This is a genomic window from Myceligenerans halotolerans (assembly GCF_054782975.1).
In genome coordinates this window covers 1-22,501 of sequence record NZ_BAAGRL010000021.1, presented here as the reverse complement: position 1 = coordinate 22,501, position 22,501 = coordinate 1, and the positions used below count along the sequence as shown (strand labels likewise).

The 22,501-nt window shown below is 70.8% G+C and carries 34 protein-coding genes; 32 read left to right on the top strand and 2 right to left on the bottom strand.

Translation table 11 applies throughout. The annotated features are described in order from the left end of the window. Window positions 1-31: 31 nt before the first annotated feature. The 19 genes from ACYVK5_RS13540 to ACYVK5_RS13450 all read left to right on the top strand — a co-directional run bounded on the left by ACYVK5_RS13540 (window position 32) and on the right by ACYVK5_RS13450 (window position 11,470). On the top strand, window positions 32-205 hold the full coding sequence (locus ACYVK5_RS13540) for a hypothetical protein (protein WP_460705777.1): 174 nt from the start codon (window positions 32-34) through the stop codon (window positions 203-205). Then, window positions 205-390, top strand: a complete 186-nt coding sequence (locus tag ACYVK5_RS13535; protein ID WP_460705775.1) for a hypothetical protein — start codon at window positions 205-207, stop codon at window positions 388-390. Before ACYVK5_RS13540 ends, ACYVK5_RS13535 begins: the two co-directional genes overlap by 1 nt. Next, window positions 387-710 carry a WhiB family transcriptional regulator gene (locus ACYVK5_RS13530; protein ID WP_460705773.1) on the top strand — a complete coding sequence of 108 codons (324 nt, stop codon included), beginning with the start codon at window positions 387-389 and terminating at the stop codon, window positions 708-710. Before ACYVK5_RS13535 ends, ACYVK5_RS13530 begins: the two co-directional genes overlap by 4 nt. Continuing rightward, the gene (locus ACYVK5_RS13525; RefSeq protein ID WP_460705771.1) at window positions 707-1,822 is read left to right on the top strand and encodes a hypothetical protein; all 1,116 of its coding nucleotides are present in this window, start codon (window positions 707-709) and stop codon (window positions 1,820-1,822) included. The genes ACYVK5_RS13530 and ACYVK5_RS13525 overlap by 4 nt, the downstream gene beginning before the upstream one ends. Beyond that, window positions 1,819-2,205 (top strand): hypothetical protein, encoded by a 387-nt coding sequence (locus tag ACYVK5_RS13520; RefSeq protein ID WP_460705769.1) that lies wholly within the window; start codon window positions 1,819-1,821, stop codon window positions 2,203-2,205. The genes ACYVK5_RS13525 and ACYVK5_RS13520 overlap by 4 nt, the downstream gene beginning before the upstream one ends. Further along, complete coding sequence (locus tag ACYVK5_RS13515) at window positions 2,206-2,871, top strand: hypothetical protein (protein WP_460705767.1); 666 nt, start codon at window positions 2,206-2,208, stop codon at window positions 2,869-2,871. Beyond that, complete coding sequence (locus ACYVK5_RS13510; protein WP_460705765.1) at window positions 2,868-3,374, top strand: hypothetical protein; 507 nt, start codon at window positions 2,868-2,870, stop codon at window positions 3,372-3,374. The genes ACYVK5_RS13515 and ACYVK5_RS13510 overlap by 4 nt, the downstream gene beginning before the upstream one ends. Continuing rightward, window positions 3,371-3,694 (top strand): hypothetical protein, encoded by a 324-nt coding sequence (locus ACYVK5_RS13505; protein ID WP_460705763.1) that lies wholly within the window; start codon window positions 3,371-3,373, stop codon window positions 3,692-3,694. Before ACYVK5_RS13510 ends, ACYVK5_RS13505 begins: the two co-directional genes overlap by 4 nt. Beyond that, a complete protein-coding gene (locus ACYVK5_RS13500; protein WP_460705761.1) occupies window positions 3,688-3,966 on the top strand; it encodes a hypothetical protein in 279 nt (92 codons plus the stop codon). The genes ACYVK5_RS13505 and ACYVK5_RS13500 overlap by 7 nt, the downstream gene beginning before the upstream one ends. Further along, a complete protein-coding gene (locus tag ACYVK5_RS13495; protein ID WP_460705759.1) occupies window positions 3,963-4,985 on the top strand; it encodes a hypothetical protein in 1,023 nt (340 codons plus the stop codon). The genes ACYVK5_RS13500 and ACYVK5_RS13495 overlap by 4 nt, the downstream gene beginning before the upstream one ends. After that, on the top strand, window positions 4,982-5,206 hold the full coding sequence (locus ACYVK5_RS13490; RefSeq protein WP_460705757.1) for a hypothetical protein: 225 nt from the start codon (window positions 4,982-4,984) through the stop codon (window positions 5,204-5,206). The genes ACYVK5_RS13495 and ACYVK5_RS13490 overlap by 4 nt, the downstream gene beginning before the upstream one ends. Further along, on the top strand, window positions 5,203-5,487 hold the full coding sequence (locus tag ACYVK5_RS13485) for a hypothetical protein (RefSeq protein ID WP_460705755.1): 285 nt from the start codon (window positions 5,203-5,205) through the stop codon (window positions 5,485-5,487). The genes ACYVK5_RS13490 and ACYVK5_RS13485 overlap by 4 nt, the downstream gene beginning before the upstream one ends. Then, window positions 5,484-5,711 (top strand): hypothetical protein, encoded by a 228-nt coding sequence (locus tag ACYVK5_RS13480; RefSeq protein ID WP_460705753.1) that lies wholly within the window; start codon window positions 5,484-5,486, stop codon window positions 5,709-5,711. Before ACYVK5_RS13485 ends, ACYVK5_RS13480 begins: the two co-directional genes overlap by 4 nt. Continuing rightward, window positions 5,708-6,535: a hypothetical protein gene (locus ACYVK5_RS13475; RefSeq protein WP_460705751.1), complete on the top strand. Its 828-nt coding sequence runs from the start codon at window positions 5,708-5,710 to the stop codon at window positions 6,533-6,535. Before ACYVK5_RS13480 ends, ACYVK5_RS13475 begins: the two co-directional genes overlap by 4 nt. Beyond that, a complete protein-coding gene (locus ACYVK5_RS13470) occupies window positions 6,532-6,780 on the top strand; it encodes a hypothetical protein (RefSeq protein WP_460705749.1) in 249 nt (82 codons plus the stop codon). Before ACYVK5_RS13475 ends, ACYVK5_RS13470 begins: the two co-directional genes overlap by 4 nt. A 142-nt stretch (window positions 6,781-6,922) precedes the next feature. Beyond that, window positions 6,923-7,441: a GcrA family cell cycle regulator gene (locus tag ACYVK5_RS13465; protein WP_460705747.1), complete on the top strand. Its 519-nt coding sequence runs from the start codon at window positions 6,923-6,925 to the stop codon at window positions 7,439-7,441. Further along, window positions 7,438-8,757 carry a PBSX family phage terminase large subunit gene (locus ACYVK5_RS13460; protein WP_460705745.1) on the top strand — a complete coding sequence of 440 codons (1,320 nt, stop codon included), beginning with the start codon at window positions 7,438-7,440 and terminating at the stop codon, window positions 8,755-8,757. The genes ACYVK5_RS13465 and ACYVK5_RS13460 overlap by 4 nt, the downstream gene beginning before the upstream one ends. Window positions 8,758-8,761: 4 nt before the next feature. After that, complete coding sequence (locus ACYVK5_RS13455; RefSeq protein ID WP_460705743.1) at window positions 8,762-10,300, top strand: phage portal protein; 1,539 nt, start codon at window positions 8,762-8,764, stop codon at window positions 10,298-10,300. A gap of 3 nt (window positions 10,301-10,303) precedes the next feature. Beyond that, complete coding sequence (locus tag ACYVK5_RS13450; protein WP_460705741.1) at window positions 10,304-11,470, top strand: phage minor capsid protein; 1,167 nt, start codon at window positions 10,304-10,306, stop codon at window positions 11,468-11,470. 5 nt (window positions 11,471-11,475) lie between these two features. Here ACYVK5_RS13450 and ACYVK5_RS13445 read toward each other — a convergent pair whose 3' ends face one another. Next, window positions 11,476-11,664, bottom strand: a complete 189-nt coding sequence (locus tag ACYVK5_RS13445; protein ID WP_460705739.1) for a hypothetical protein — start codon at window positions 11,662-11,664, stop codon at window positions 11,476-11,478. A gap of 101 nt (window positions 11,665-11,765) precedes the next feature. Here ACYVK5_RS13445 and ACYVK5_RS13440 point away from each other — a divergent pair, with 101 nt between their 5' ends. From ACYVK5_RS13440 to ACYVK5_RS13415, 6 genes are all read left to right on the top strand, one after another. After that, window positions 11,766-12,572: a hypothetical protein gene (locus ACYVK5_RS13440; protein WP_460705737.1), complete on the top strand. Its 807-nt coding sequence runs from the start codon at window positions 11,766-11,768 to the stop codon at window positions 12,570-12,572. A 23-nt stretch (window positions 12,573-12,595) separates the two neighbouring features. Next, window positions 12,596-13,792 carry an SU10 major capsid protein gene (locus ACYVK5_RS13435; protein ID WP_460705735.1) on the top strand — a complete coding sequence of 399 codons (1,197 nt, stop codon included), beginning with the start codon at window positions 12,596-12,598 and terminating at the stop codon, window positions 13,790-13,792. Window positions 13,793-13,854: 62 nt separating this feature from the next. Next, window positions 13,855-14,160, top strand: coding sequence for a hypothetical protein (locus ACYVK5_RS13430; protein WP_460705733.1), 306 nt, complete (start codon window positions 13,855-13,857; stop codon window positions 14,158-14,160). A 191-nt stretch (window positions 14,161-14,351) separates the two neighbouring features. Continuing rightward, window positions 14,352-14,777: a head-tail connector protein gene (locus tag ACYVK5_RS13425; RefSeq protein ID WP_460705731.1), complete on the top strand. Its 426-nt coding sequence runs from the start codon at window positions 14,352-14,354 to the stop codon at window positions 14,775-14,777. Then, window positions 14,774-15,091 (top strand): hypothetical protein, encoded by a 318-nt coding sequence (locus ACYVK5_RS13420; RefSeq protein ID WP_460705729.1) that lies wholly within the window; start codon window positions 14,774-14,776, stop codon window positions 15,089-15,091. Before ACYVK5_RS13425 ends, ACYVK5_RS13420 begins: the two co-directional genes overlap by 4 nt. Then, entirely contained in the window at window positions 15,088-15,423 is a 336-nt protein-coding gene (locus ACYVK5_RS13415) for a hypothetical protein (protein ID WP_460705727.1), read from the top strand. The genes ACYVK5_RS13420 and ACYVK5_RS13415 overlap by 4 nt, the downstream gene beginning before the upstream one ends. Here ACYVK5_RS13415 and ACYVK5_RS13410 read toward each other — a convergent pair. Beyond that, a complete protein-coding gene (locus ACYVK5_RS13410) occupies window positions 15,400-15,705 on the bottom strand; it encodes a DUF4282 domain-containing protein (protein WP_460705725.1) in 306 nt (101 codons plus the stop codon). The genes ACYVK5_RS13415 and ACYVK5_RS13410 overlap by 24 nt on opposite strands. A 55-nt stretch (window positions 15,706-15,760) precedes the next feature. Here ACYVK5_RS13410 and ACYVK5_RS13405 point away from each other — a divergent pair, with 55 nt between their 5' ends. From ACYVK5_RS13405 to ACYVK5_RS13375, 7 genes are all read left to right on the top strand, one after another. After that, complete coding sequence (locus tag ACYVK5_RS13405) at window positions 15,761-16,171, top strand: minor capsid protein (protein WP_460705723.1); 411 nt, start codon at window positions 15,761-15,763, stop codon at window positions 16,169-16,171. A gap of 3 nt (window positions 16,172-16,174) precedes the next feature. Further along, window positions 16,175-16,687, top strand: coding sequence for a hypothetical protein (locus ACYVK5_RS13400; protein ID WP_460705721.1), 513 nt, complete (start codon window positions 16,175-16,177; stop codon window positions 16,685-16,687). 3 nt (window positions 16,688-16,690) lie between these two features. Further along, window positions 16,691-17,221, top strand: coding sequence for a DUF7426 family protein (locus ACYVK5_RS13395; RefSeq protein ID WP_460705719.1), 531 nt, complete (start codon window positions 16,691-16,693; stop codon window positions 17,219-17,221). Window positions 17,222-17,377: 156 nt separating this feature from the next. Further along, window positions 17,378-19,813 (top strand): phage tail tape measure protein, encoded by a 2,436-nt coding sequence (locus ACYVK5_RS13390; protein WP_460705717.1) that lies wholly within the window; start codon window positions 17,378-17,380, stop codon window positions 19,811-19,813. After that, window positions 19,810-20,772: a phage distal tail protein gene (locus tag ACYVK5_RS13385; RefSeq protein WP_460705715.1), complete on the top strand. Its 963-nt coding sequence runs from the start codon at window positions 19,810-19,812 to the stop codon at window positions 20,770-20,772. Before ACYVK5_RS13390 ends, ACYVK5_RS13385 begins: the two co-directional genes overlap by 4 nt. After that, a complete protein-coding gene (locus tag ACYVK5_RS13380) occupies window positions 20,769-21,968 on the top strand; it encodes a Gp37-like protein (protein WP_460705713.1) in 1,200 nt (399 codons plus the stop codon). The genes ACYVK5_RS13385 and ACYVK5_RS13380 overlap by 4 nt, the downstream gene beginning before the upstream one ends. A gap of 1 nt (window position 21,969) precedes the next feature. Beyond that, window positions 21,970-22,501 (top strand): hypothetical protein (locus ACYVK5_RS13375; RefSeq protein WP_460705711.1); only part of this gene is annotated, 532 nt, incomplete at its 3' end.

The window sequence follows — 22,501 nt, the reverse complement described above, 5'->3', positions numbered from 1 at the left end:
GGCCCCGGGCTCAGCTCCGGAGACACACCCAGTGACCCCACCCCCGAGCCTCAACCATCTGCTCGCCACCGTGCTGGGCGGCCAGATCAAGGACGCCACCGACGCCGAGAAGGACAAGGCCCGCCGCCAGGTGAAGAAGCACAGCAAGACCCCCGCCGAGGAGAAGGCCGCGCTCAAGCAGCTCGGCTTGGAGGAGAAGAAGTGATGAGCGAGAACACCAACCCCAACCTCGGTGACCTGGTCGACGTGGGCCCCGTTCCCGGCGTCAGCGTCGAGGAGATGCGCGGCGCCGCGGTCGGTCTCGTGGCCGGCGGGATCGGCGTCGGCGCTACCCGGGACGAGATCCGCGATGTCCTGGAGACCGCGCTCGGCATCGAGGTCCCGTCGTGACCGGCCCGCGGAACGTCGCCCACCTGGACGCACGCATCTACCGGCCCGTCAGCATCGAGTGGCGGGAGGACGCGCGCTGCCTCGACGAGGACCCCGAGCTGTTCTTCTTCGTCGACGAGGAGCGCGGGGAGCCCAAGCGGCGGCACATCGCCGAGGCGCGGGCCGTGTGCCGTGAGTGCCCGGTGGCGATGCAATGCCTGGCCGATGCCCTCGCGACGAAGGAACGCAACGGCATCCGCGCGCTGTTCGACTTCTCCAACCCTGCCGAGCGCGAGCAGGCCGAGCGCTTCCTGGCAGGGGCCACCGAGGGCGCGGCATGAAACGCGTCAACGCCTGGTGCGACTGCGGCTGGCACGGCTCCTACGCGTCAGAGGGCATCGCCGACTACGCGCGCCGCAAGCACTCCTGCAACCACTGGCGAGCCAAGCGCGCCAAGGCCCGCCGCGGCGCTGACCGGATGCGCGCCGTCGACCGCACCCCGAAGCCCTGCCCGCACGACGGCCGCCACGAGCACGGCACCCGCAACGCCTACGTGCTGGACAGGTGCCGGTGCCTGCCGTGCGCGAAGGCCGCCTCCGAGTACGAGTCGTGGCGCAAGCGCCAGCGCGCGTACGGGCGCGACGCCTTTACCGACGCCGAGCCCGTGCGCGAACACGTGCGCCGGCTGATGGACGCCGGTATGGGGCTCAAGACCGTGGCGGCCCGCACCGGCGTCTCTCACGGCACCCTCGCCAAGCTGGTCTACGGGACGCGCCGCCCGGACGGAACGCGCCGCGACCCGTCCAAGCGGGTCACGCTCGCCACAGCCAGGAAGCTCCTCGCGCTACGCCTCGACGTCAGCGACCTGGCCGACGGCGCCCGCATCGACACCACCGGCACCCGGCGGCGCCTCCAGGCCCTCGCATGCGCCGGCTGGTCGGTCGGCAAGCTCGAGACGGCCTCCGGGGTAGACCGCCAGGCGCTGGACAAGATCCTGCGTGGCGGCACGAGAACCAGCGCCCGCACCGTCAAGGCCGTCGCCGACATCTACGACCAGCTGTGGGACCAGGTGCCACCGCACGAGCAGTGGCACGACAAGGCCGCCTACGCCCGCACCATCAATCGCGCCAACTCGGCCGGCTGGGCGCCCGCCATGGCCTGGGACGACGAGACGATCGACGACCCGACCGCCGAGCCTGCCGACGCCGCCTCGACGGTCGGCGCCGACGACCGGCTCACCGAATGGCTTCACCTGGTGCGCTCCGGCGAGGACCACGGCCGCGCCGCCGCGCGGGTCGGGATCACCCTCGAATCGGTCGAGCGCAGCGCGTACCGCCTCGGGCGGGACGATGTCGTGAAGGTCCTGACCGCCGCCGCTGCCGCCCGTCGTGAGGAGCACACACACGTCATCCCGACCGAGACCCGTCCGCGCAAGAGGCGGGTGGCGGCATGACGTACTACCACGGCGGCGTCCCTGGACTGCGTCCGCGCGACCTCATCACGCCGCGTGAAGCGGACGACGCGAGTCACCTGGTCGACGGCTGCCCGACGTGCGAGGCGCGACGAGCAGGCAGCCAGCTCGCCACCGACCCGAACGACCCGCGGTTCGTCTACGTCACCCAGGAACGCCAGTACGCGCGCGTCTACGCGGCCGGCTACCCCCGAGGCGCGCTGTACCGAGTCGAACCCGTGGGCGAGCTCGTAGCCACGACCGACGACCCAGTGCCGTCCTGGGCGGTCCCGGCCGCCCGTGTGCTCTCCGTACTCGACCCGCTCGTCATCATGCGCCCGGCCGAGGTGCGCCGAGCGCTGCGCCGGTTCGTCGAGGGGGCATAGGTGGGCGCCCGCAACGTCTCCGCCGCCTTCGCCATGTACCCCGACCTGGCGCCCCTACCCAAGCTGCTCCTGGTCTGGATGGCGCTCAAGTCGCTGGACAGCGCGAGCAAGGACGGACGGCCGCCGCGCGTCTACTTCGACGGCGAGCAGTCGCTGATCGAGGCGGGCGGCCGTTCGCGGCGCCAGGTCTACGAGGGTCTCAAGGTGCTCCGCGAGGCGGGCGCGGTGGAGGTGCTGCAGGCCGGCCGACTGAAGTACCGGGCTGTGTACAAACTCCACCTCGACCCGCTGGCTGCCCCGTCCAGTGTGCGGAAAACCGCACCCAAGAGTGTGCGAGAAACCGCACCCAACAGGGTGCGGAAAACCGCAAACGAGGGTGCGGAAAACCGCACCCCTAAGAAGTACGTAGGAGGGACGGAGGAAATCACGGAGAGGAATAACCCTCCTCATGGGACCAACCTGAGTGCCCCTGTGGATAACTCCGGCCACGAAGAGATCGACGCCGAGATGACCACCGAACAGGCGCACCGAACCCTCATCGACCGCCACGGCACCCGCGTCCACGACGTCATCGCCCAGCACCAGCGGCAGTGCGACTGCCCCGACCCCGTCCGCCACCTGCTCGCCACACCCCAGCTCCGCGTCATCGAAGGAGGCGCAGCGTGACCACTGACCAGACCAAAACCTGCACTCAGTGCGGCGAGACGAAGGCGCTCGACGAGTTCAGCCCTCACCCGAACTGCCTCCTCGGCCGAGACGCCCGGTGCAAGTTCTGCAAGGCCGCTAACGCCCGCCGTCGCTACAAGGAATACCCCGAGCGCCAGGCTGAGATCCAGCGCCGGTATCGCTGGAAGCACACCGACGAGGTTCGAGAGCGCGACAGGCGAAAGAACCGCAAGCGATACGAGATCGATCCAGAGAAGGAACGTGCGCGAGTCCGCGCGTACCGCGAGGCCACCCAGTCGCAATCGCTGCCGGGGGCTACGAACCGGAACAAGCAGTGGACCGGTCCGGAACTCGAAATGGCCGCCGACCTGCGCAGGACTGCGGCCGAGGTTGCGCTATCCCTCGGTCGGACCGTGAGGGGAGTCGAAGCCATGCGTCACAAGCTCCGCACCGACCCCCGCAAGATCAAGGTCGCTGGCATCCCGGAGCGTGACGAGCCATGACCGAGAACCCCTACTACGCCGGACCACCACGCGGCTACCACCCCGCCGACCCCCGCGACCTCATCGACCCCGAGATCCAGGCCGCCACCAACCGGCGCGGCGCCCTACTCGTCCGCGAGGTCCTCGCCGACTGCGGGGCCAGGACGGCACCCAAGCCCGGGGAGACCTGCGTGCACGGGAACCGCGCGGACCGGACACCCGCCGGGGATGCGTGGTGCGGCGACTGCCGGCGGGACGAGAGCGGGCCGCGGCTGCGAGAGCTGGCGGACGAGCAGGTGCCGGACGACGAGAACGAGCCGCCCGAGGAGGACGCATGGTGACGCCCCGGGTCGGCGAGACCTACCGCCTGCGGTCCTTCACCGGCAACCAGCCACCCCGCGAGACCTGGACCGACGTCGTCGTGACCGAGATCGAGCCACCCAAGGCCCACATGCACAACGGGCGCGTGCACTACCTGCGGCTCGACTGGGGCAGCGGCTCGTGCCTCAACACCGAACTGTTCACCCGGCGGGCCCGCAGGCCCCTCGACCCCACACCACCCGGACTGCCCCCGACCGGGGAGCAGGACGCACTGGAACTGGAGATCCGATGACCGAGACCACCCCGGCCCGCTGGCGCGTCGGCCGGCACGACTTCCGCGAGGGCGACAGGATCGACGGCGCCGACCTCGCCGTAGTCCTCCGCGCCGCGCCCGTGGGCACCATCGTCAAGGACCACCACGACGGCGGCCATGAGTTCCAGCGCGACGCCGACGGACACTGGTTCGCCGACGGCGGCTCCTGGCACATGACCGCCACCCGCCTCGCCGAACGCGGGCCGCTGACCGTCGTACGCGTCGCCCCGGGGTCGCTCGGAGATCGGCTACGGGACGAGGCTCACAACCTCGGCATCACCAGACTGCACGAGTGGGGCGACGAGGCCGACCGGATGGAGCGTGAGCGGGACCGGGCGGTCACCGAGCGGGACGAGGTGCTGGCGGGGCTCGACGGCGGCGAAACCGTGCCGGCCCAGATCGCGGCGCAGCACATGCGCGAGGTCACCGTGCCGCGGCTGACCAGCGAACGCGACCAGGCCCGCGCGGACCTCATGACGCAGGAGAGGATCACGGCCGAGCTACAGGCCGTCGCCCAGGTCGTGCACACCGTCCGCACGCGCGGCGGCGTGGGCGAGCTGCCCGGCGTGCGGATCGAGCGCGTCGAGGACGGGAAGACGGCGACCATGCGGCGGCTGGAGGAGGCGCGCCAGATCGCCAAGGACGAGTCTGCGACGCGCAGGGGCCTCGCCAACAGGCTCACCGAGGTCGAGAACCATCTGCGCGAGGCGCACACCTCGCTCCTGACCGCCGTGGAGGGCAACGCGCCCCTCGTGAAGCGGGCCGAGGAAGCCGAGGCGGTGATCGGGCGCGTGCGAGGGCTGCTGGAGCGCTGGAACAAGGACCCGCTGTACGACACCGACGACATGGTGACCGAAGCGCTCCGAGCGCTCGCCGGCGGGACGGAGGCGGACCACGTGCACCGCTGGCAGGACCAGACCACCCACGCCGACCGAAAGCGGCGGCTCGTCTGCACGGTGGACGGGTGCGGGGAGACGCGAGAGGAGCGGCGGCCGTGAGCGAGCTGACCGAGGCACAGATCGAAGCCGCCGACCGGCTCAACGCCTGGTTTGCCGGGGTACAAGTCGATGCGCGCAAGGAGCTGCTGGAGGAGATGCGCGCCGAGGTCGCGACCTGGCACGTCTACGAGACCCGCGACATCGGCGACGCCTTCCGGGCTGACGCCGTCGTGGACCTGATCCAGGACCGCCTGGACGGACTGGCGAAGGAGGGGACATGAGCGACTACACGCCGACGACGGACGAGGTGCGGGGGGCGTGGGTGACGGCGCGCTGCACCCGCGACGAGGACATCCCGGGGCAGGTCGCCGAGTTCGACCGCTGGCTCGCCGAGCATGACCGTGAGGTGGCCGCGCGGGCGCTGGAGGCGACGGCCCGCGCCTGGCAGCGAGGCGAGTGGGCTAACGCGCCGCGCTACGCCGACCCCGCGCGAGAGCGGATCGCCACCGCCCAGCACGTCACGGAATGGCTGCGGGCACGGGCGAAGGAGGGCCGGGCGTGACGGCCGGTGCAACCTACATCTGCGGCGGCGACCAGGCGCCGGGAGCCCGCGGGACCGAATGCCCCGACGCCTGCCACGACCACCCTCTGCCCGATGGGTACGTGGACGCCGCCGAGATGGCTGGATCGCGGCTGTACCAGGGGTGGAGCAGCCGGGAGTGCCCCAGGTGTGGCCTGCACGGCTGGTGGCCGCCCATCAACACCGACACGGAGGTCCGAGCATGAGCCGACGTCGGTCGCGAGCGGTCGCCCCGCTGCTCGCCCGCGCACACGAAGACGCCGCCGCCCGCCTGGCCGACATGACCCTGCGCGACGACCTCCTCACAGTGGCCGACCTCTGGCCCGACGTCGCCGCACGCCGCGCGGGAGGAGGCGGGCGGGCGCTGACCGGAATGCCGTCGGCCGGCGACCCGTCACGCATCCCCGTCAACCTCGGCGCCGCCGACGTGTGCGCCGAGATCGACCGCACGTTCGCCTACCTGGTGCTCGCCCTCGGCGACCGCGGCGTCGACCTCACGGCCCGCACGCCGCCCGGACGCCTCCGCCAGGCCGCATACGAGGCGTGGCGGCTCGACGAGCACGAACGCATCGACCTGCGGGACACCGCGGCCGAGCTGCGACACCGGTGCGAGACCGTGCTCGGCGGGACCGTGCGCGCCGACTGGTTGGGGCCCTGCCCGACGCCCGGATGCGTGGCCGAGGTGCACATCGCCCCGGGGCGGCAGGCGCGGACGTGTCGGGAGTGCGGGGCCGAGCACACACGGGACGAGCAGGCGGCGTACATCCGGGAGTGCCTGGAGGGGCGCCTCATGACGCTGTCGGAGCTGACCAGTGCGCTCAAGGTGTGCGGGCTGGAGACCCCGTTCCGCACCGTACAGACCTGGGCGCGGCGCAGGAAGCTGCCCGAACGTCTCCGGTGGGACCTGTGGGCCGGCGTGCCGTACCTGCCGCCCGGAGACGGGCTCTACCCGTTCAGCACGGCCCTCGGCCTCGCCATCGTGCGGTGGCAGCGTGGGGCGCGGGCGAACGTGGAAGGATCGGCGGCATGAGCATGCTCGACGACGTCCGGTTCTGGGCACAGGTGTACGAGGACTCACGGCGTACGCTCATCGTGCCGCCCGACCTGGAGTCGCGGGCGGTCGAGACGGTCAAGGCACGTGGCCTCGAAGGCATCGTGACCGTCAGGGTTTCCCGCTGGCTGCCCGCCGGGATGGTCTTCCTCATCGACGAGCAGGCGATCGAGGCGGACTGGCGCCACACGATGCAGCAGTGCTCGATACGCCCGATGCTGTGACACGCTGCACGGCACGCCGCGTTGCGGACGCCAGTCTGAATCCCTAGAGTGTGCTCTGCTGGAGAATTTCCCGCAGAAGGCCCGGAGGACGTAACCGTTCCCGGGCCTTCTGCGTGCCTGGACGGGGGCGAGGTGGTCGCGCATGGCCGCCAGATCCAACAGTTGGAGCGCCGAGGAAGACGAGGCGCTCCGCCAGCTCGTCGCCCAAGGCGTCCCGCAGTCCGAGATCGGCCGGCGGATCGGCCGCAGCCGTGGGGCTGTGGCGAACCGGGCACGAGCGCTCGGGGTGCGGTCGGACCGCACGGTCACCGTCGCGGCGACACAGGCGAAGGTTATCGACGCCAAGGCACGCCGGGCCACGCTCGAGCTCCAGCTACTCGAGGACGCCGAGAAGCTACGCGCCCAGCTCTGGCAGCCCCACGAGTACATCGACCATGGCGGCAAGGACTACGTCCGCGTCACCTGGACCCAGGACGAGCCCACCCCCGCCGACAAACAGCGGCTCATGCAAGCCGCCGTCGTCGCCGTCGACCGGTCCCTCAAGATCGCCACCCACGACGCCGACACGGGCGTCGCCGAGGCCGTCGGAGCGCTCGACCAGATCGCCGACGCACTCGCCGAGGTCGCCAAGACGCTGCCCGACATGGGGCCCGACCAGTGACCACCGCAGCTGCCCTGTCCGCCGCGCTCGTGACCACGATCCTCGCCGGGTTCTCCCCCCGGCAGGTCTGGTCCATCGTGCGGGCCACAGCGCGCGTCAACGTCTGGGTCGGCGCCATCCGCTCCGGCAAGACCATCGCGTCGCTGCTGGCGTGGCTCCTGTACGTCCGGTCGGCGCCCACGACCGGCGCGCTCGTCGTCGTCGGACGGACCAGGGAGAGCGTCGCGCGCAACGTGTTCGTGCCGCTCCAGGACCGCGCCATCTTCGGCCGCTTCGCCCAGTTCGTCAGCTACACGCCCGGAGCGCCCACCGGCGTCATCCTCGGCCGCACCGTGCACGTCCTCGGCGCCAGCGACGCGCGCGCCGAGATGGTGCTTCGCGGCCTCACCGTGGCCGGTGCCTACGTCGACGAGTCCACGCTCGTGGCCGAGGCGTTCTGGACGCAGCTCCTGGGCCGCATGTCGGTCCCCGGAGCCAGGCTCTTCGCCACCACCAACCCCGACGGGCCCGCGCACTGGTTCAAGAAGCAGGTCGTCGACCGCGCCGCCGAGCTCGGCTACCGGGTCTTCCGCTTCACGCTGGTGGACAACATCCACCTGGCCGCCGAGTACGTCGCCCAGATCAGCCGCGAGTACGTGGGGCTCTGGTATCGGCGCTTCATCCTCGGCGAGTGGGTCCAGGCCGCCGGCGCGGTCTACGAGGGCTGGGACGAGGCACGGCACGTGATCCGCGCCGCAGCGATCCCGGAGATAACCCGGGTTCTCACGCTCGGCGCCGACTACGGCGACGTGCACGCCACCCGCGGGTACCTGCTCGGCCTCGGACCCGACATGCGGCCCGGCCACGACGGCGAACACCGGCTGTACGTCCTCGACGAGTGGGCGCCTGGCTCCATGACCGTCGGCCAGCACTCCGCGGACCTGCGCCGCTGGCTTGCCGAGCGCGACCAGTGGCCGCCCGAGTGGATCGCTTACGACCACGCGGCCTCGACCTTCGGCCACCAGCTCTGGCACGACGGCTACACCAACGTCATGAAGGCCCACAAGGCCGTCCTGCCCGGCATCCGCACCGTCGCCGCGCTGCTCGCCGTCGACAAGCTGGTCGTGTCTGACCGGTGCAAGCACCTGATCGAGAAGATCCCGGGCTACGTCTGGGACGAGAAGGCCACAGCCCGCGGCGAGACCGCGCCGGTCAAGGCCGACGACGACGAGGCCGACGCGCTCCGGTACGCGGTCTACACGCCCCGGGACCGCTGGCGCGGGCTCATCCCGCTCACACCGGCCTACGACAGCGCACCAGGCGCCGGAGAGGAGTGACCGAATGCCGCTCCCCACCACGGACCTGATCTGGCCGCCGGAACAGCTCAAGAACATCACGCCCCGGCTGCACGAGTGGGACGCCTGGTACGTCGGCACGCCCGAGCGTCTGGAGAAGGTCTACGGCCGCAGCATCACCGGCCCGCGCGCCGTCCAGCGCCCCAACGGTCCGATCGGCCGGATCTACACGCGGCTCTGGTGGGGCCGGCAGACGTCGCAGGAATCCCAGCGCGGCGACCACATGCACATCCCCATCGCCGCCGACCTGGCCCGCACCTCGGCAAACCTGCTGTACTCCGAGCCGCCCAGCCTCTTCGCGACCACGAGCAGCACGCAGACGCAGGACCGCCTCGACGAGTACGCCGAGGGCGGCCTGCACGACCTGCTCGCGACCGGCGCGGAGGTCGGTGCAGCGCTCGGCGGGCGCTACCACCGCGTCACCTGGGACCCGTCCGCCGACATGCCGTTCCTGTCCACCGTGGACGCCGACGCCGCCTGGCCCGAGTTCGTCTGGGGCAACCTGGTCGCCGTCACGTTCTGGACCGTGGTCGCCCGCAACGGCAACGTCGTACGCCGCCACCTCGAGCGGCACGAGCTCGACAGCGCCGGCATGGGCACCGTCTCGCATGGCCTGTACGAGGGCAGCGAGAACCAGCTCGGCCGGCCCATCCCGCTCACCGAGCAGCCCGAGACTGCGCCGTACGCCACCCGCGTCGGCATGGACGGTGCCCTCGTCGACCTGCGCACCCCGGGCCTGTGCGTCGCCTACATCCCGAACGCGACCCCGGCCAAGGAGTGGCGCACCGACCCCGTCGGCCGCGACCTCGGCGAGTCCGACTGGGCGGGCCCGATTATGGGCCTGATGGACGCCGTCGACGAGGAGTACTCGTCCCTGCTGCGCGACATCCGGCTCGCCAAGGCCCGCATCATCGTGCCGTCCTCGATGCTGGATTCCAACGGCCCCGGCAAGGGCGCCAACTTCGATCTGGACCGCGAGGTCTACGAGGGCGTCAACGCACCGCCCACCGAGGACGGCAAGCAGGAGATCACGCCGCAGCAGTTCGACATCCGCGTGGAGGAGCACCTCGCCGCCGTAGCCGACGGCGTCAAGCGCGTCATCAGCGCCGCCGGGTACGCCTCCGCGACGTTCGAGGACGGCACCGACGGCATCATGACCGCGACCGAGGTCCACTCGCGGGAGCGGAAGAGCTATCAAACCCGGGGCCGCAAGATCCGGCAGGAACAGCCCGCCGTCGCCTACCTGTCGCGCAAGATGATGTCGATCGACGCCGCGATCTTCCGCACCCCGGGCCTGGACTGGCTCGACCCCGTCAACGTCGAGTTCTCGGACACCGTGCAGGACTCGGCCCTGTCCATGGCGCAGACCGTGCAGTCGCTACAGATCGCCCAGGCGGCGTCCGTGGAGACGCGGGTGCAGATGGTCCACTCGGACTGGGACGACGAGCAGATCAAGGAGGAGGCGGCCAAGATCATGGCCGAGACCGGCACGCCGCTGCCCGACCCGTTCCAGATCCAGGCATGACCGATGCCCCGGTTCATCCCCGACCGCCGCGACGGCCTCGACGCCGTGATGGTCGAGCTCGTGGAGCTGTTCACCTCGGCCGAGCGCCGCCTCGTCGGGTCCGTGGCGCTCCAGGTGCGCGCCGGCCTCGGCGCGGGCGAGACCTCACCCGATCGGATCCTGCGCCTGGGCGAGCTCACGGCCGAGGCCAGGCGCGTGGCCAACTGGCTGCGCCAGACCTCGCCCGAGGTGCTCGACCGTGTGCTGGCCACCGCGGAGGAGCGCGGCATAACCGCGGCCCTGGACGAGCTGTCCGACGTCGTCGGCACCACCGGTGCGCGAGAGGGAGTTGCCCCCGGCACGTCGCTCGTCCGGCCCACGGAGGCGATCCCGGGCGCGGGTGCCGCGTCGGCGATCCGCGCGGACCTGTCCAACGCGCTGGAGGATGTGACCCGGCGGGTGCTCAGGTTCCCGCAGGACGTGTTCCAACGCGCCGTCGCCACGTTCTCCACCGACGTCACGCTCGGTCTGGGCACGACCCGCACGGCCCAGCAGGGCGCGTGGGGCAAGCTGCTCAGCCAGGGCGTGACCGGCTTCGTCGACAAGGCAGGCCGCCGGTGGAACCTCGCCAGCTACGTGGAGATGGCCACGCGATCAGCCACGAGGCGCTCGTACGACGACGCCAAGGTCACGGCCATGCAGGACAACGGCGTCGACCTCGTGTCCATCGTCGTCGGCGCCGGAGCGTGCGAGCGCTGCGCGCGTTGGGCCGGGAAGATCCTGCGCACCAACTCGGGGCCGACCGGCCGCACCAGCGTCCCGAGGGCGAACGGCGACGGCGAGGTCACGGTCACCGTGGCCGGGACCATCGACGAGGCCAAGCGGACCCGGTGGCGTCATCCGAATTGTCGCTGTTCCGCAGTTGCATACTTGCCCGGCCTCTCGGTGATCGCGGACGTCACGCACTACGACCCCGAGGCTGAGGCCGAGCGGCAGAAGCTCCGGCGCCTGGAGCGCGAGGTCCGCAAGACCAAGCTGGAGGCCATGGCCGCCGTCGACGACGAGACCAAGCGCGCTGCGAACGCGAAGATCCGGACGCTACAGGCGCATATCCGTGCTCACGTCGCCGAGACCGGGCTGATGCGGCAGCGAAACCGCGAGCAGCCCGACCTCGGCAACGTGCGTGCGTAGAGCTGTCAGTGCGACGCCTCAGGCGCCGTGAGAAACGCATACGCCTCAGCCAGGTCCTTCGCTGCTGCGGCACAGGTCGCAGCCAGGGCGGCGTTCGAGCCCGTGGCGGACTTTGCCCTGTCGGCGCACGCCTTCGCGGCGTCCAACGCGGCTATACATGCCGCGTCGTGGGCTTCGGTAATGGTGGAGCTCATCCCTTTCCTTTCGCTCTTCCCTGCACGCCCGGTGCGTGGCAGGGGTCACCGCTGAACCTATCTGCGGTGTCTGACACTCGACCGCGCCCAGGAGGCCGATCATGTCCCGCAACACCCGCCTGCCGATCCTGCCCACCCCCGGCCTGGACCACCCGCGCTTCACGCGGCTCCGGTTCCACGCCCAGGACCCGGCGAACGGCACGCCCGGGGTGACCCCGGCAGCTCCGGCTCCCGCAGCTCCGGCTGCACCTGCGGTCCCCGCAGCGCCCGCGGTCGACCCGGCCGCTGCGACCCCGCCGGCCCCCACGCCGCCTGCGCCCGGTGCGCCGCCGGCCACGGACCCCCCGGCGAACGACAGCCCGTGGAACGACCCCGAGAAGGCCAAGGCCGAGATCGAACGCCTCCGCCGCGAGAACGGGGCCGACCGCACGAACGCCAAGGCCGCCGCCGCTGACGAGGCCCGCCAGGAGCTGGCCCAGACCATCGGCAAGGCGCTCGGCCTCGTCCAGGACGACACCCCGCCCGACCCCGCAGCACTCGCGACCGCGGCCCAGGAGGCCACGGCATCGGCGAAGGCCGCACAGGTCGAACTCGCCGCCTACAAGGCGGCTGGCAAGCATGGCGCCGACCCCGCCGAGCTGCTGGAGCGCAGGTCCATCGTGGCCCAGCTCGAGGCACTCGACCCGGCCGCCGCCGACTTCGCCACCCAGGTCGACGCCCTCGTCAAGAAGGCCGTCACCGACAACCCACGGCTCCTCGCACAGGCCCCGGTGGCCGGCGCATCGAGCCCGCAGCACCCCGGCGGGTCCGGGGAGCTCGTGGACATCGACGCCCAGATCGCCGCTGCCGAGAAGGCTGGCGACCACCGTCTCGCCATCGCCCTCAAGCGGCGGAAGGCGAACGTCTGACCTTGTCCTGAGGAGGACCCATCATGGCCGGTATCACCGGACTCGGCACGACCTTCAACCTGCCGAACTACCACGGCGAGCTCATCTCGCTCACCCCCGCCGACACGCCGTTCCTGTCCGCCATCGGCAGCCTGAACAGCGGCGGCGGCCAGACCACCAGCGCCGAGTTCGAGTGGCAGGGCTACGACCTGCGTGAACCGGGCCAGAACACCGCGCTGGAAGGCGCCACGGCACCGACCGCGCAGGGGCGCGTGCGCACCAACTTCTCCAACGTCTGCCAGATCCAGCAGGCCAAGGTGTCGGTGTCGTACACCAAGCAGGCCTCGGTCGGGCAGTTCGCCGGCGCGAACATCGCCGGGACGAACCCCGTGACCAACGAGCTCGACTGGCAGGTCGCCCAGGAGCTGACCCAGCAGGCGCGCGACGTCAACTGGAGCTTCATCAACGGCGTCTACCAGAAGCCGGCCGACAACACGACGGCCCGCAAGACCCGTGGCCTGTTCGCCGCCGCGGCGACCCGGGTCGACCTCGGCGACAACGTCGCCACCGGCGCCTCCTCAGCGACCACGGTCATCACCCCCGTGGGCGGTCACACACTGTCGGTGAACGACAAGATCGTGTTCACCGACGTCGGCGACATGACGAACGTCGTGGTCGGCCGCATCTACTACGTGACCTCGGTGTCCACCACGGTCTCGTTCGAGATCGGTGCGACCCAGGGTGGCGCCGACATCACGCTCGGCACTAGCACCGCGAACGTCGACTACCACTCGGTGTCGGCCTCGGCCCTGGCCGCGGACGACATCCTCGGCATGGTGCAGGACGTGTTCGACGCCGGCGGCCTCACCGGTGGCGCCGCCTCGTTCCTCGTGAACTCGACGCAGAAGCGGGCCATCACCCGCGTCTTCGCCGACCTGTACGGCAAGGCGGACCCGCTGGTCTCGGGCGAGCGCATCGGTGGCGTCGCCGTCGACAGCGTCCTCACGGACTTCGGCACGCTCGGCATCATGCTCGACCGTGCTGTGCCGCAGGACGCGATCGGCATCGCGACGCTGTCCGAGTGCCGCCCGGTCTTCCTGAACACGCCCGGCAAGGGCGTGTTCTTCGAGGAGCCGCTGGCCAAGACCGGTTCGTCCGACGACGTGCAGATCTACGGCGAGGTCGGCCTGGACTACATGAACGCGTCCTCGCACGGCGTCCTGCGCGGCGCCCTCGCCTGACCTGCAGCGCGCGGGCGCCCACTCACACGGGCGCCCGCGCGCACCCCCTGGAGGGAAACGACATGCCCCTGTTCAAGAACGCCGCCGACGGCCGCACGGTCCACGCCTCCGGCGCAGTGGCCGAGGCCCGATACGCGGCGAGCCCGCATTGGGCGCCGGTCGAGCCGGAGCCCGAGCGCGCCTACCCCGAGGGCCAGGACCCGGCCGAGGGCTGGACCGTCGCCCAGCTCACGGCGTGGGCGGGCGACAACGGCGTCGATGTCCCGGCGGGCCCGAAGCCCGCCGTCGTCGAGGCCGTCCTCGCCGCCGTCGCCGAGCGTAAGGCGAAGGCCGAGGCCGACGCGGCGAACACCCCGCCGCAGTCCTGAGACCGCACGGGGGCAGGCCCTGCCGCCTGTCCGCGTGCCCCCATCTGGTGACGGGCGTCAACGGTGGCCCGGAAAGGTCCACGCTGCACCTGTTGACTCCACCGAAGGTCGAGTCGGGGCTGTCCATCCGGGCACTTCCGGCCCTGTCATGACTCGTCCTGCGCCCGTCACCGCTTCACCTGGAGATGCCCATGGTCCTCGTCTACGCCACCACCAGTGACCTCGCGGCGTCTCCGTGGGGCCTGACCGACCCGCCCGCGAACGTCGCCCGGCTCCTGGCCCACGCCTCCGGTCTCGTGCGCACCGCGACGCTCACCGCGGTGTACGACGTCGATGCCGAGAGGCTGCCGACCGACACCACGGTGGCCGAGGGATTCCGTGACGCCGTCTGTGCACAGGTCTCCACCTGGGTCGAGGCTGGCATCGACCCGGCGCAGGCGGGCGGCGGCAATCCCGGCGTCGTCGCCTCGAAGTCTCTCGGCCCTCGCAGCGTGCAGTACGCCGTGTACGAGCGCGACGCGTCCCAGCGGCGCTACATCACCACGCACCTGACCGACGAGGCCGCGGGCTACCTGTGGGACCTCGACATCTGGCCCGGTGTGCAGGTGATCGGATGAGCGAGGTCTGGGCCGACTGGGAGGACCAGGCGGTCACGATCCGGCCGCTGACCGGCTCCGGCGGCATGGGCGACATCTACGGCCCCGCCGTCGAGGTCGATGCCCTGGTCGACGAGTCCACGCGGCTCGTGCGCGGGCCCGATGCGGCCGAGGTCGTCTCATCGGCGACCGTCTACGCGCCGTCGGGCACGATCGCCCCCGCGGGGTCGCTCATGCAGCTGCCCACCGAGACCACCGAGCGGCGGGTCATCACGACCGCCACGCACCACGCCGACGACCCGGATCTGGCAGGCGTGGAGGTGATCCTCGAATGAGCGTAATGAGCGCCGCCGAGATGGTGCGCCGCGTGCGTGAAGGCGCTGCCGAAGGGCTGACCCTCGCAGCTGAGCGCGTCCGCGCCGTCGCGGTCCCACGCACGCCGCTGGAGTACGGCGACCTGCGCTCCGCACACACTGTCGTGCCCGCCACCCCGGACGACCTGGGGTCGGCCGTGGTGAACGACCTCCCCTACGCCGTCAAGCAGCACGAAGACCTCACCCTGCGCCACGACGACGGGCAGGCGAAGTTCCTGGAGTCCGCCGCTCTGGACTCGGCGCGCGAGGTCGAGCAGATCGTCGCCGCGTCAGTGCGCCGGCGGCTGGGATAGCGCTCCATCCCGGACGGCCCGCAAGTCCTCCGCCCCGCGGAAGAAGACGGCCGCCGCCTCGAACAGGACACGCAATCCGAGCGCGCCCAGGACGGTAACAGCGGGCACGACTACCGCGCCCAGCATCACCATCCACACCGCGCCGCTGGCGAGGAACGCGATGGTCAGCACCACGCCCGTGAGTAGGTGCAGACCGAGCGCGATGCCGTACACGAGGCCGAGCAGCTGCCGCGAGATCAGACGGTCGAACCGGACGTCAAAAAGTGCCGCGATGAGAGACATGCCGTCGATCGTCCTCCCGCGCCTGCGCGAGCACCAGGAAATCAGGGGGTGAACCGTGAACGACTCAACCCTGATCCAGACCCTGGCGCAGATCCTCGCCGATCAGGGCATCGGCGTGTGGCGTCCGAGCGGCCCGGCATACACGGCCGCCGAGGTCGGGATCTGGTATGGCGCGATCGGCGCCGACCCGGACCGCGCGATCGGGATCACTCGCTACGGCGGGACCGGCGTGCGAACCAACGACGGCGACCGCGGCCCGCGCCTCGTGCAGATCCGTGTACGCGGCTCGTCCGGCGACCGCACCTCGGCGGACGACATCGCTGACGCCATCGATGCCGTCCTCGCCCAGATGACTCGCGTCTCTGGCCTCAACTCGGAGTGGGTCTCGGGCCCACTGCCCCTCGGCGCGGACGGCAACGACCGCCCCGAACTCACTCTCAACTACCTCGTCACCCCGGAGGGCTGACCCATGCCTTACGATTCCTCACTGCCCGCCGGCGCCGAACTCGCTCGCCGGTACGAGCACCTCATCGACATCTGGGACGAGTCCCTCGCGACCCCGGCCTACATCTCGATCCGCCGGGCCGACCAGGTCGTGCCGACGTTCACGCCGGTGCTCGACAACGCCCAGACGAACGACGACCTCGGGGCCGCAAACTCCGACGTCTCGGCGTGGAACTGGACACTCGGCTTCCGCGTCATCCCGTCGCGTGACAGCACCACTCAGGCGCTGGTCGACGAGTACGGCATCCTGAGCGCCGCCGTGGGCGACGCGATCGGGACCGTGGCCGTCGTCAAGGTGCGCTTTTACCACGCCCCCAAGACAGGGACTGTGGGCGACCCGAAGGGCGCCTGGGAGGGCGACGCCACCGTCGCGATCGCGCCTGTGGACGACGGCTCGATCGAGCGCTGGCAGGTCACCCTGACCGGCAAGGGCTCGCCGACGCGCCTCGCGACCAACCCGTTCGACGGCCGGGTCTGATCGATGCAGCTCACGGGCCTGGTCGATCTGCTCGACCATGCGGTGGAACGCGACTCGATCCAGCTGCCGTGGCGCGGGGAAACATACGTCATCCCCGCGCCCGGCACGGAGCGCCGCCTGCGCTGCGCTGCGCTCCTGGCCGCCTACCGGCTGCCCGAGGGCGAGCGAGCGGCGGCCATCAAGCAGGTCGCGGGTGACGAGAGCGCCGAGGACATCATCCTCGGTGCCGAGATGGCCCAGCGCATGCACGCCGACGGCATCCCGGAACGCGCGCTCGGCTACCTCACCACCATCGCACTGTTCGCCTGGGTTCAGGGCGAGGAGAAAGCGCAGGCGTACGTGAACGCGCTCCAGGCGGGTGATGTCGGCCCAAAAGCGAAGGCGTCATCGAAACGGTCGAGGACTGGGACCAGTACGGACGCGGCGCCTACGACGAGAACACGGGCCTCTACGAGTGGTACGACGTCCCGCCGGAACGGGTCGCGCAAGCGCAAGGGGGGCCGGGGCGGTCGGTCGACTGGTGGGACATCCTGACCCGCTGGCACCTCGTCACCGTCGACCTCGCCGCCCTGTACGGCATCGCTCCAGCGCAGATCCTCGAGCAGCCCTGGCCCGCGCTGCGCGACCTGATCTCCGGCCTCCTCAGCGAGCGAGGCTCACGGCTCCGCAAGGCCCTCGGGGGGTGATCGCGTGATCGTCGCCGAGCTCGAGTCCATCTTCACGGGCGACGTCCGAGGCTTTACCCAGGCAGCGGACCTCGTCGAGACCCGCGGCAAGAAACTGGATGCACGCCGCGTCGCTCTGGATATCGGCGCGAACGTGCAGGACGCCCTGGCTGCGTCCTCCCGCGTAGAGGCCGAGGCAGACCGCATCGGAGGGCTTGACCCCGAGATCCAGGTGGACGCCGACACGTCCGCCGCAGAGAGCGCACTCGACGGTCTCGCGGACGGGGCCGAGAGGAGCGGCAGCGAGGGCGGCTCCCGTGGCGGCGACGCTCTCGTCGGCGGGATCGTCGGTGCACTGGCAACCATCCCAATCGCAGGCGCCATCGTCGGGATCGCGCACACCGCCGCCGACGCGGTGATCCAGGGTTTCAAGGACGGCCTCGGGGTCGAAGTGCGCGAGGATCTCTTCTCCGCACGAACCGGCCTCGACGAAGCCACAGCAGGGAAATTCGGTGCCGCCGCTGGCGAGGCGTACGCGTCCAACTGGGGCGACTCCGTGGCGGCCAACATGGACACCGCCCGCCAGGCAGTGCAGGCCGGACTGCTCGACCCGGACGCCACCCAGCGCGACGCGCAGCAGATCATCGAGTCCCTGTCCGGCGTCGCCCATGTCATCGGCGAGGACATCCCTCGCGTGACCCGCTCGGCGCAGCAGCTCCTGCGTACCGGCCTGGCCCGGGACGCCAGCGAAGCGTTCGACATCATCGTGCGCGGCCAGCAGGCCGGTCTGAACGTCTCCGAGGACTGGCTGGATGTGCTCGACGAGTACTCCACCCAGTGGCGCGTGCTCGGCCTCGAGGGCGAACAAGTCCTGGGGCTGCTGTCCCAGGGCGTGCAGGCAGGTGCCCGCGACACCGACATCGCGGCGGACGCCCTCAAGGAATTCGCCGTCCGGGCGGTCGACGACTCCCAGACCACAGCCGACGGATTCGCGACCATCGGGCTGTCCGCCTCTGAGATGGAGGAGGCAGTCGGCAAGGGTGGCGAGACCGCATCTGAGGCGCTCGGGCGGACCCTGGACGCCCTGCGCGACGTCGAGGACCCGATCGAGCGCAACGCGGCGGCTGTCGCGCTCTTCGGCACCCAGGCCGAGGACCTCGGCGCCGCGCTCTTCGCGATGGACCTGGACACCGCGGCCAGCGACTTCGACAACCTGTCGGGAGCCGCTGCCCGGGCGCTGGACACCATCGGGGACAACGCTTCCGGCAAGCTCGAATCCGCCGTGCGCAACATCGAAGTGGCCGGGAACAGCATCAAGGGTGCGCTCGCCGAGGCGTTCTCACCCCAGATCGAGGGCTTCGCGGACTTCGTCTCCCAGAATCGCGAAGCAGTCACAACCTTCCTCTTCGATGCCGCTGAGGGCGCACTCGATTTCGGGCGAGCGCTGGCCGAAGGTGCCGCCGCAGGGACCGAGGGATTCGGCGACATGGTCGCCACAGTCGGCCCCGGCATCCTGGGCCTGATCGGATCCCTGATCGAGGGCATCGACTCGATCCCCTTCGTGGATCTCGAAGATGCCGTCGAAAAATTCGACGAGATCCGCGAGGGAGCCGAGGCGTCGTTCGCCGAACTGGACGCCGGATCCGAGGCGGCAGCCGACGCCATCCGCGCCAACCTGATCCAGAACGGCCTCGACCCCGCGCAGGAGAAGCTCGACGAGCTGCGCATCCCGGCCGAAGCCGCCGCGCGCCTGTCGGACACGAGCAAGCGGCTCGCGGGCGCGATCGGCGAGGTCGGCTACGAGGCCGACGGATCCAAGTCGTCCCTGGACATCCTGGACGGCCAGATCGACACCACGACCCGCTCGGGGCGCCGGCTGGATGACCAGATCCGGGGCGTGTCCGACTCGCTGCACGACCAGGTGCGCGCTGCGGCAGATGCCGGAGAGAGTCAGGCATCCCTGCGCGACCGCGCGAGCCAGGCCCGGAAGGCTTTTCTGGACCAGGCCGAAGCGCTTGGCGTCACGCGACGCGACGCCAAGCGGCTGGCAGACCAGTACGGGCTGATTCCGAAGGAGATCGTCACCGAGATCGTCGCGGACACCTCCAGGGCCCGTAGCGCCGTTCAGTCGTTCATCACGGACGCATCAGGCCGGACCGTGGGAATCCGCGTCGACAGGCACCTCGAGGCCCGAGCGCACGGCGGGCCGGTCTGGCCTGGTGAGGACTTCCTAGTCGGCGAGGAGGGCCCGGAGTTGGTCCGCTTCTCGCAGGTGGGGACCGTGGTCCCGGCCGCGCAGACGGCGCAGGCACTGTCCTCGGCACCGGCCTACCAGTCGTCGGGGTCGTCCATGGGTGACATCCACATCACCCACTACGGCGGCACGGACGCGGCGATCGAGCGCGGACTGACACGCGCCTACCAGAAGCGCGAACTGCTCAGGGCAGGGGGAAGCGCATGACGTTCTACGTGCTGGCCTCGGTCCAGGAGCCGCCCCCGCCGACCACGGCCGCACGCGACCTGACGCTGTGGCTGGAGTCCTGGGACGGAACTCGGCGCGTCGAACTGTCCACGGGACCGATCCGGTGGAAGGCCGGCGCGACGGGGCTCGAGGAGGCACCGACCGAGATCCTGGAGGAGTACACGCCTGGGTCGGCCGGGTCGCAGGTCGTCGGCGTCGAGTACCCGCCGCGTGACGCACTGCTGCCGGTGACGATCGGCGGGCGCGACTGGGTCGATCTGAACGCGAGCCTCCAGCGGCTCAAGAACCTCACCAATCCGCGCAACGGAATGACCGAGGATGGATCGTTCCGCCTGGTGGTGAAGTCGCCGAACGGTACTCGGCAGATCGGCATGGTGCGTCGCGGCGGCCTGGAGGGCAACGGGAGCCCGTCGCAGGTGCGACAGAACCGCGTGCTCGACCTCTTTGCGCCGCACCCGTTCGCGGAGGACCGCGCCGACGCGCCGCCGTTCGAGGTCGGCCTGGGTGCGGGAGCCGACAACTTCTTCGCCGTGGACGACCTCGACGCAACCGCGCCGAACTTCGAGGACCTGGAACTCGCACCCAGCGTGATCCTCGGCGCGGACATGCCCCTGCCGATCACCTCGGAACTACCGCCCTACGCCACGATCGAGATCGACGGCCCTACTGGTGCCGGCCTGATCCTGGAGGCCAACACAGGCCTCTACCTCGAGGTGCCCGACGGTGTGCCCGACGGCGACACGCTTCGCGTGGTGACCGACCCCCGCCGCAAGTCCATCCGCCTGAACGGGTCGCCGGCCGCGGGCAAGGTCGCGCTGGGATCGAACCTGGCGCCCCTGGCGGTCGGGGACAACCTCATCTCGATCACGGCCACCGGCGCCACCGCGAACACCCGCTTGCGGCTGACGTGGCGGGGGCAGTACGGGGGCATGTGGTGACCTGGACCATCCACCCGCGAGACGCGAACCTCGAGCGCACCCTGGACCCACTGAGCTCCTGGTCGCAGCTGGACGTCGTGGAGCGGCACGTGTCCAACGGGCCGCCCATGTGGATCCTGACCGGCCGGTCAGACGCTCTGCCGACGTTCACGCCCGGCATGGGCACGATCCTCTACGACGACGGCGCGTTCGTGACCTCGGGGCGGATGCGCACGATCGACCGCGCCTACGACGCCGACCCGCTCACGGGCAGGTTGGCCGACATAACCACCCTCGGGTTCATCGGCGATCGTGACGAACTGTGGTCCCGTCGCTGCTGGCCAGACCCGTCTCATGCCCTGAGCTCCACGCCATCCAGCTTCTCGGCGTCGCACGACGTTCGCACCGGCGCGCGCGAGGACAGCTTGCTGGGCTACATCGCCGACAACCTGGGCCCGGCCGCTCCGATCGCCTCGCGCCGTCTGGCCGAGCTGCTCGTTCCCACCTCGGCCGGCCGCGGCGGCACCGCCACCTACGAGGCGCGCATGGACGCGCTCGGGCAGGTAGTGGCCGACCTCGCCGAGGGCGGAGATCTCGACGTCGACATCGTGCACGACGAGTCCACAGGAACACCGCGCCTGGCCGTGGTCGTCACTGACGTGGATGACGTGTCCGCCGACATTGTGTTCGGCTCGCTCACCTCGGCCCGCACCTCAGGCAAGGTCACTGCCTGGCGGTACCGGATGCAGGCGCCCGAGATTACCGACGCCGTGGTGTTCGCTGCCGGCGAGCTGTCGGCCCGCGAGGCGGCGCTGTACACGAACGAGGGCGCCGTCACCCTGTGGGGGCGCCGCCGCGAGGCGCTGGTGGACCAGCGCCAGACCAGCGACTCGACCGTCATGGCTGACGCCGCCAACCGTGAGCTCGAACGCGGCGCTACACCCGTCGCGGTCACGCTCACCCTGGCCGACGGCGGCGACGCCGTCTACCGCGACACCTACGGACTCGGCAGCCGTGTCGGCGTAGAGCTGCCCGGCCTGCCGCTGGCGATCCCGAACCCACGCGTTCGCGAGGTCATGACCACAGTGCGACCCCGCGAGGTCGTCGACCGCAAGGTCACCGTCGGAATTCCCGGCGCCACCACCATCCAGGACCCCACAGACGCGCAGATGGTCGAGCTCCAACGACGTCTCGCACAGCTCGAAAGGAGCCGCTGACGTGCCTACAGGAATCGAGCTTTCAGGGCCGCTGCCGGGCGAGAAGTTCACTCTCGCGCGGTGGGCGCAGATTTTCGGTGACGACACCGGGATCATCAGTGACACCGACGGCAGCGCCTACGACCTCACGCTGCCGTCCGGCTCGGACACAGCTGAGATCGGATCGGCCACGATCGAGTCCATCGCGCTCATCCACGGCCACCCGCACATCGTCCCGGCCGGGCAGACCCAGTCGATCGATATCCCAGAGTCGTCCGGTGGCGGCGCAACCGGCCGAACCGACCGCATCGTGCTGCGCCGCGACCCGGCCACCTACGGCACAGCCCCCGGGCCGATCCGGATCACGCGCATCCCAGGCACCGAGGGCTCGGCGGACGCGCCCGACATCGATCCACAGACCGACCTCAAGCTGTACCGGGTCACCCGCATCGAGGGGCAGTCGCTGAACCAAGCATCGGCCATTCCAGAAAAATCCTGGCTGGGACGCACCATCCTGGTCGAGCCAGGCGCCACCCTGCCAGCCGCGCCCCTGA

Bases quoted from the DNA above. Each gene is read 5' to 3' on its own strand.
- ACYVK5_RS13445 (WP_460705739.1), bottom strand. From the start codon at position 11,664: ATGAGCTCCACCATTACCGAAGCCCACGACGCGGCATGTATAGCCGCG.
- ACYVK5_RS13420 (WP_460705729.1), top strand. From the start codon at position 14,774: ATGAGCGAGGTCTGGGCCGACTGGGAGGACCAGGCGGTCACGATCCGG.
- ACYVK5_RS13415 (WP_460705727.1), top strand. From the start codon at position 15,088: ATGAGCGTAATGAGCGCCGCCGAGATGGTGCGCCGCGTGCGTGAAGGC.
- ACYVK5_RS13450 (WP_460705741.1), top strand. From the start codon at position 10,304: ATGCCCCGGTTCATCCCCGACCGCCGCGACGGCCTCGACGCCGTGATG.
- ACYVK5_RS13395 (WP_460705719.1), top strand. From the start codon at position 16,691: ATGCAGCTCACGGGCCTGGTCGATCTGCTCGACCATGCGGTGGAACGC.
- ACYVK5_RS13385 (WP_460705715.1), top strand. From the start codon at position 19,810: ATGACGTTCTACGTGCTGGCCTCGGTCCAGGAGCCGCCCCCGCCGACC.
- ACYVK5_RS13400 (WP_460705721.1), top strand. From the start codon at position 16,175: ATGCCTTACGATTCCTCACTGCCCGCCGGCGCCGAACTCGCTCGCCGG.
- ACYVK5_RS13455 (WP_460705743.1), top strand. From the start codon at position 8,762: ATGCCGCTCCCCACCACGGACCTGATCTGGCCGCCGGAACAGCTCAAG.
- ACYVK5_RS13470 (WP_460705749.1), top strand. From the start codon at position 6,532: ATGAGCATGCTCGACGACGTCCGGTTCTGGGCACAGGTGTACGAGGAC.
- ACYVK5_RS13525 (WP_460705771.1), top strand. From the start codon at position 707: ATGAAACGCGTCAACGCCTGGTGCGACTGCGGCTGGCACGGCTCCTAC.
- ACYVK5_RS13495 (WP_460705759.1), top strand. From the start codon at position 3,963: ATGACCGAGACCACCCCGGCCCGCTGGCGCGTCGGCCGGCACGACTTC.
- ACYVK5_RS13465 (WP_460705747.1), top strand. From the start codon at position 6,923: ATGGCCGCCAGATCCAACAGTTGGAGCGCCGAGGAAGACGAGGCGCTC.
- ACYVK5_RS13485 (WP_460705755.1), top strand. From the start codon at position 5,203: ATGAGCGACTACACGCCGACGACGGACGAGGTGCGGGGGGCGTGGGTG.
- ACYVK5_RS13475 (WP_460705751.1), top strand. From the start codon at position 5,708: ATGAGCCGACGTCGGTCGCGAGCGGTCGCCCCGCTGCTCGCCCGCGCA.
- ACYVK5_RS13520 (WP_460705769.1), top strand. From the start codon at position 1,819: ATGACGTACTACCACGGCGGCGTCCCTGGACTGCGTCCGCGCGACCTC.
- ACYVK5_RS13435 (WP_460705735.1), top strand. From the start codon at position 12,596: ATGGCCGGTATCACCGGACTCGGCACGACCTTCAACCTGCCGAACTAC.
- ACYVK5_RS13440 (WP_460705737.1), top strand. From the start codon at position 11,766: ATGTCCCGCAACACCCGCCTGCCGATCCTGCCCACCCCCGGCCTGGAC.
- ACYVK5_RS13410 (WP_460705725.1), bottom strand. From the start codon at position 15,705: ATGTCTCTCATCGCGGCACTTTTTGACGTCCGGTTCGACCGTCTGATC.
- ACYVK5_RS13425 (WP_460705731.1), top strand. From the start codon at position 14,352: ATGGTCCTCGTCTACGCCACCACCAGTGACCTCGCGGCGTCTCCGTGG.
- ACYVK5_RS13500 (WP_460705761.1), top strand. From the start codon at position 3,688: ATGGTGACGCCCCGGGTCGGCGAGACCTACCGCCTGCGGTCCTTCACC.
- ACYVK5_RS13430 (WP_460705733.1), top strand. From the start codon at position 13,855: ATGCCCCTGTTCAAGAACGCCGCCGACGGCCGCACGGTCCACGCCTCC.
- ACYVK5_RS13505 (WP_460705763.1), top strand. From the start codon at position 3,371: ATGACCGAGAACCCCTACTACGCCGGACCACCACGCGGCTACCACCCC.
- ACYVK5_RS13535 (WP_460705775.1), top strand. From the start codon at position 205: ATGAGCGAGAACACCAACCCCAACCTCGGTGACCTGGTCGACGTGGGC.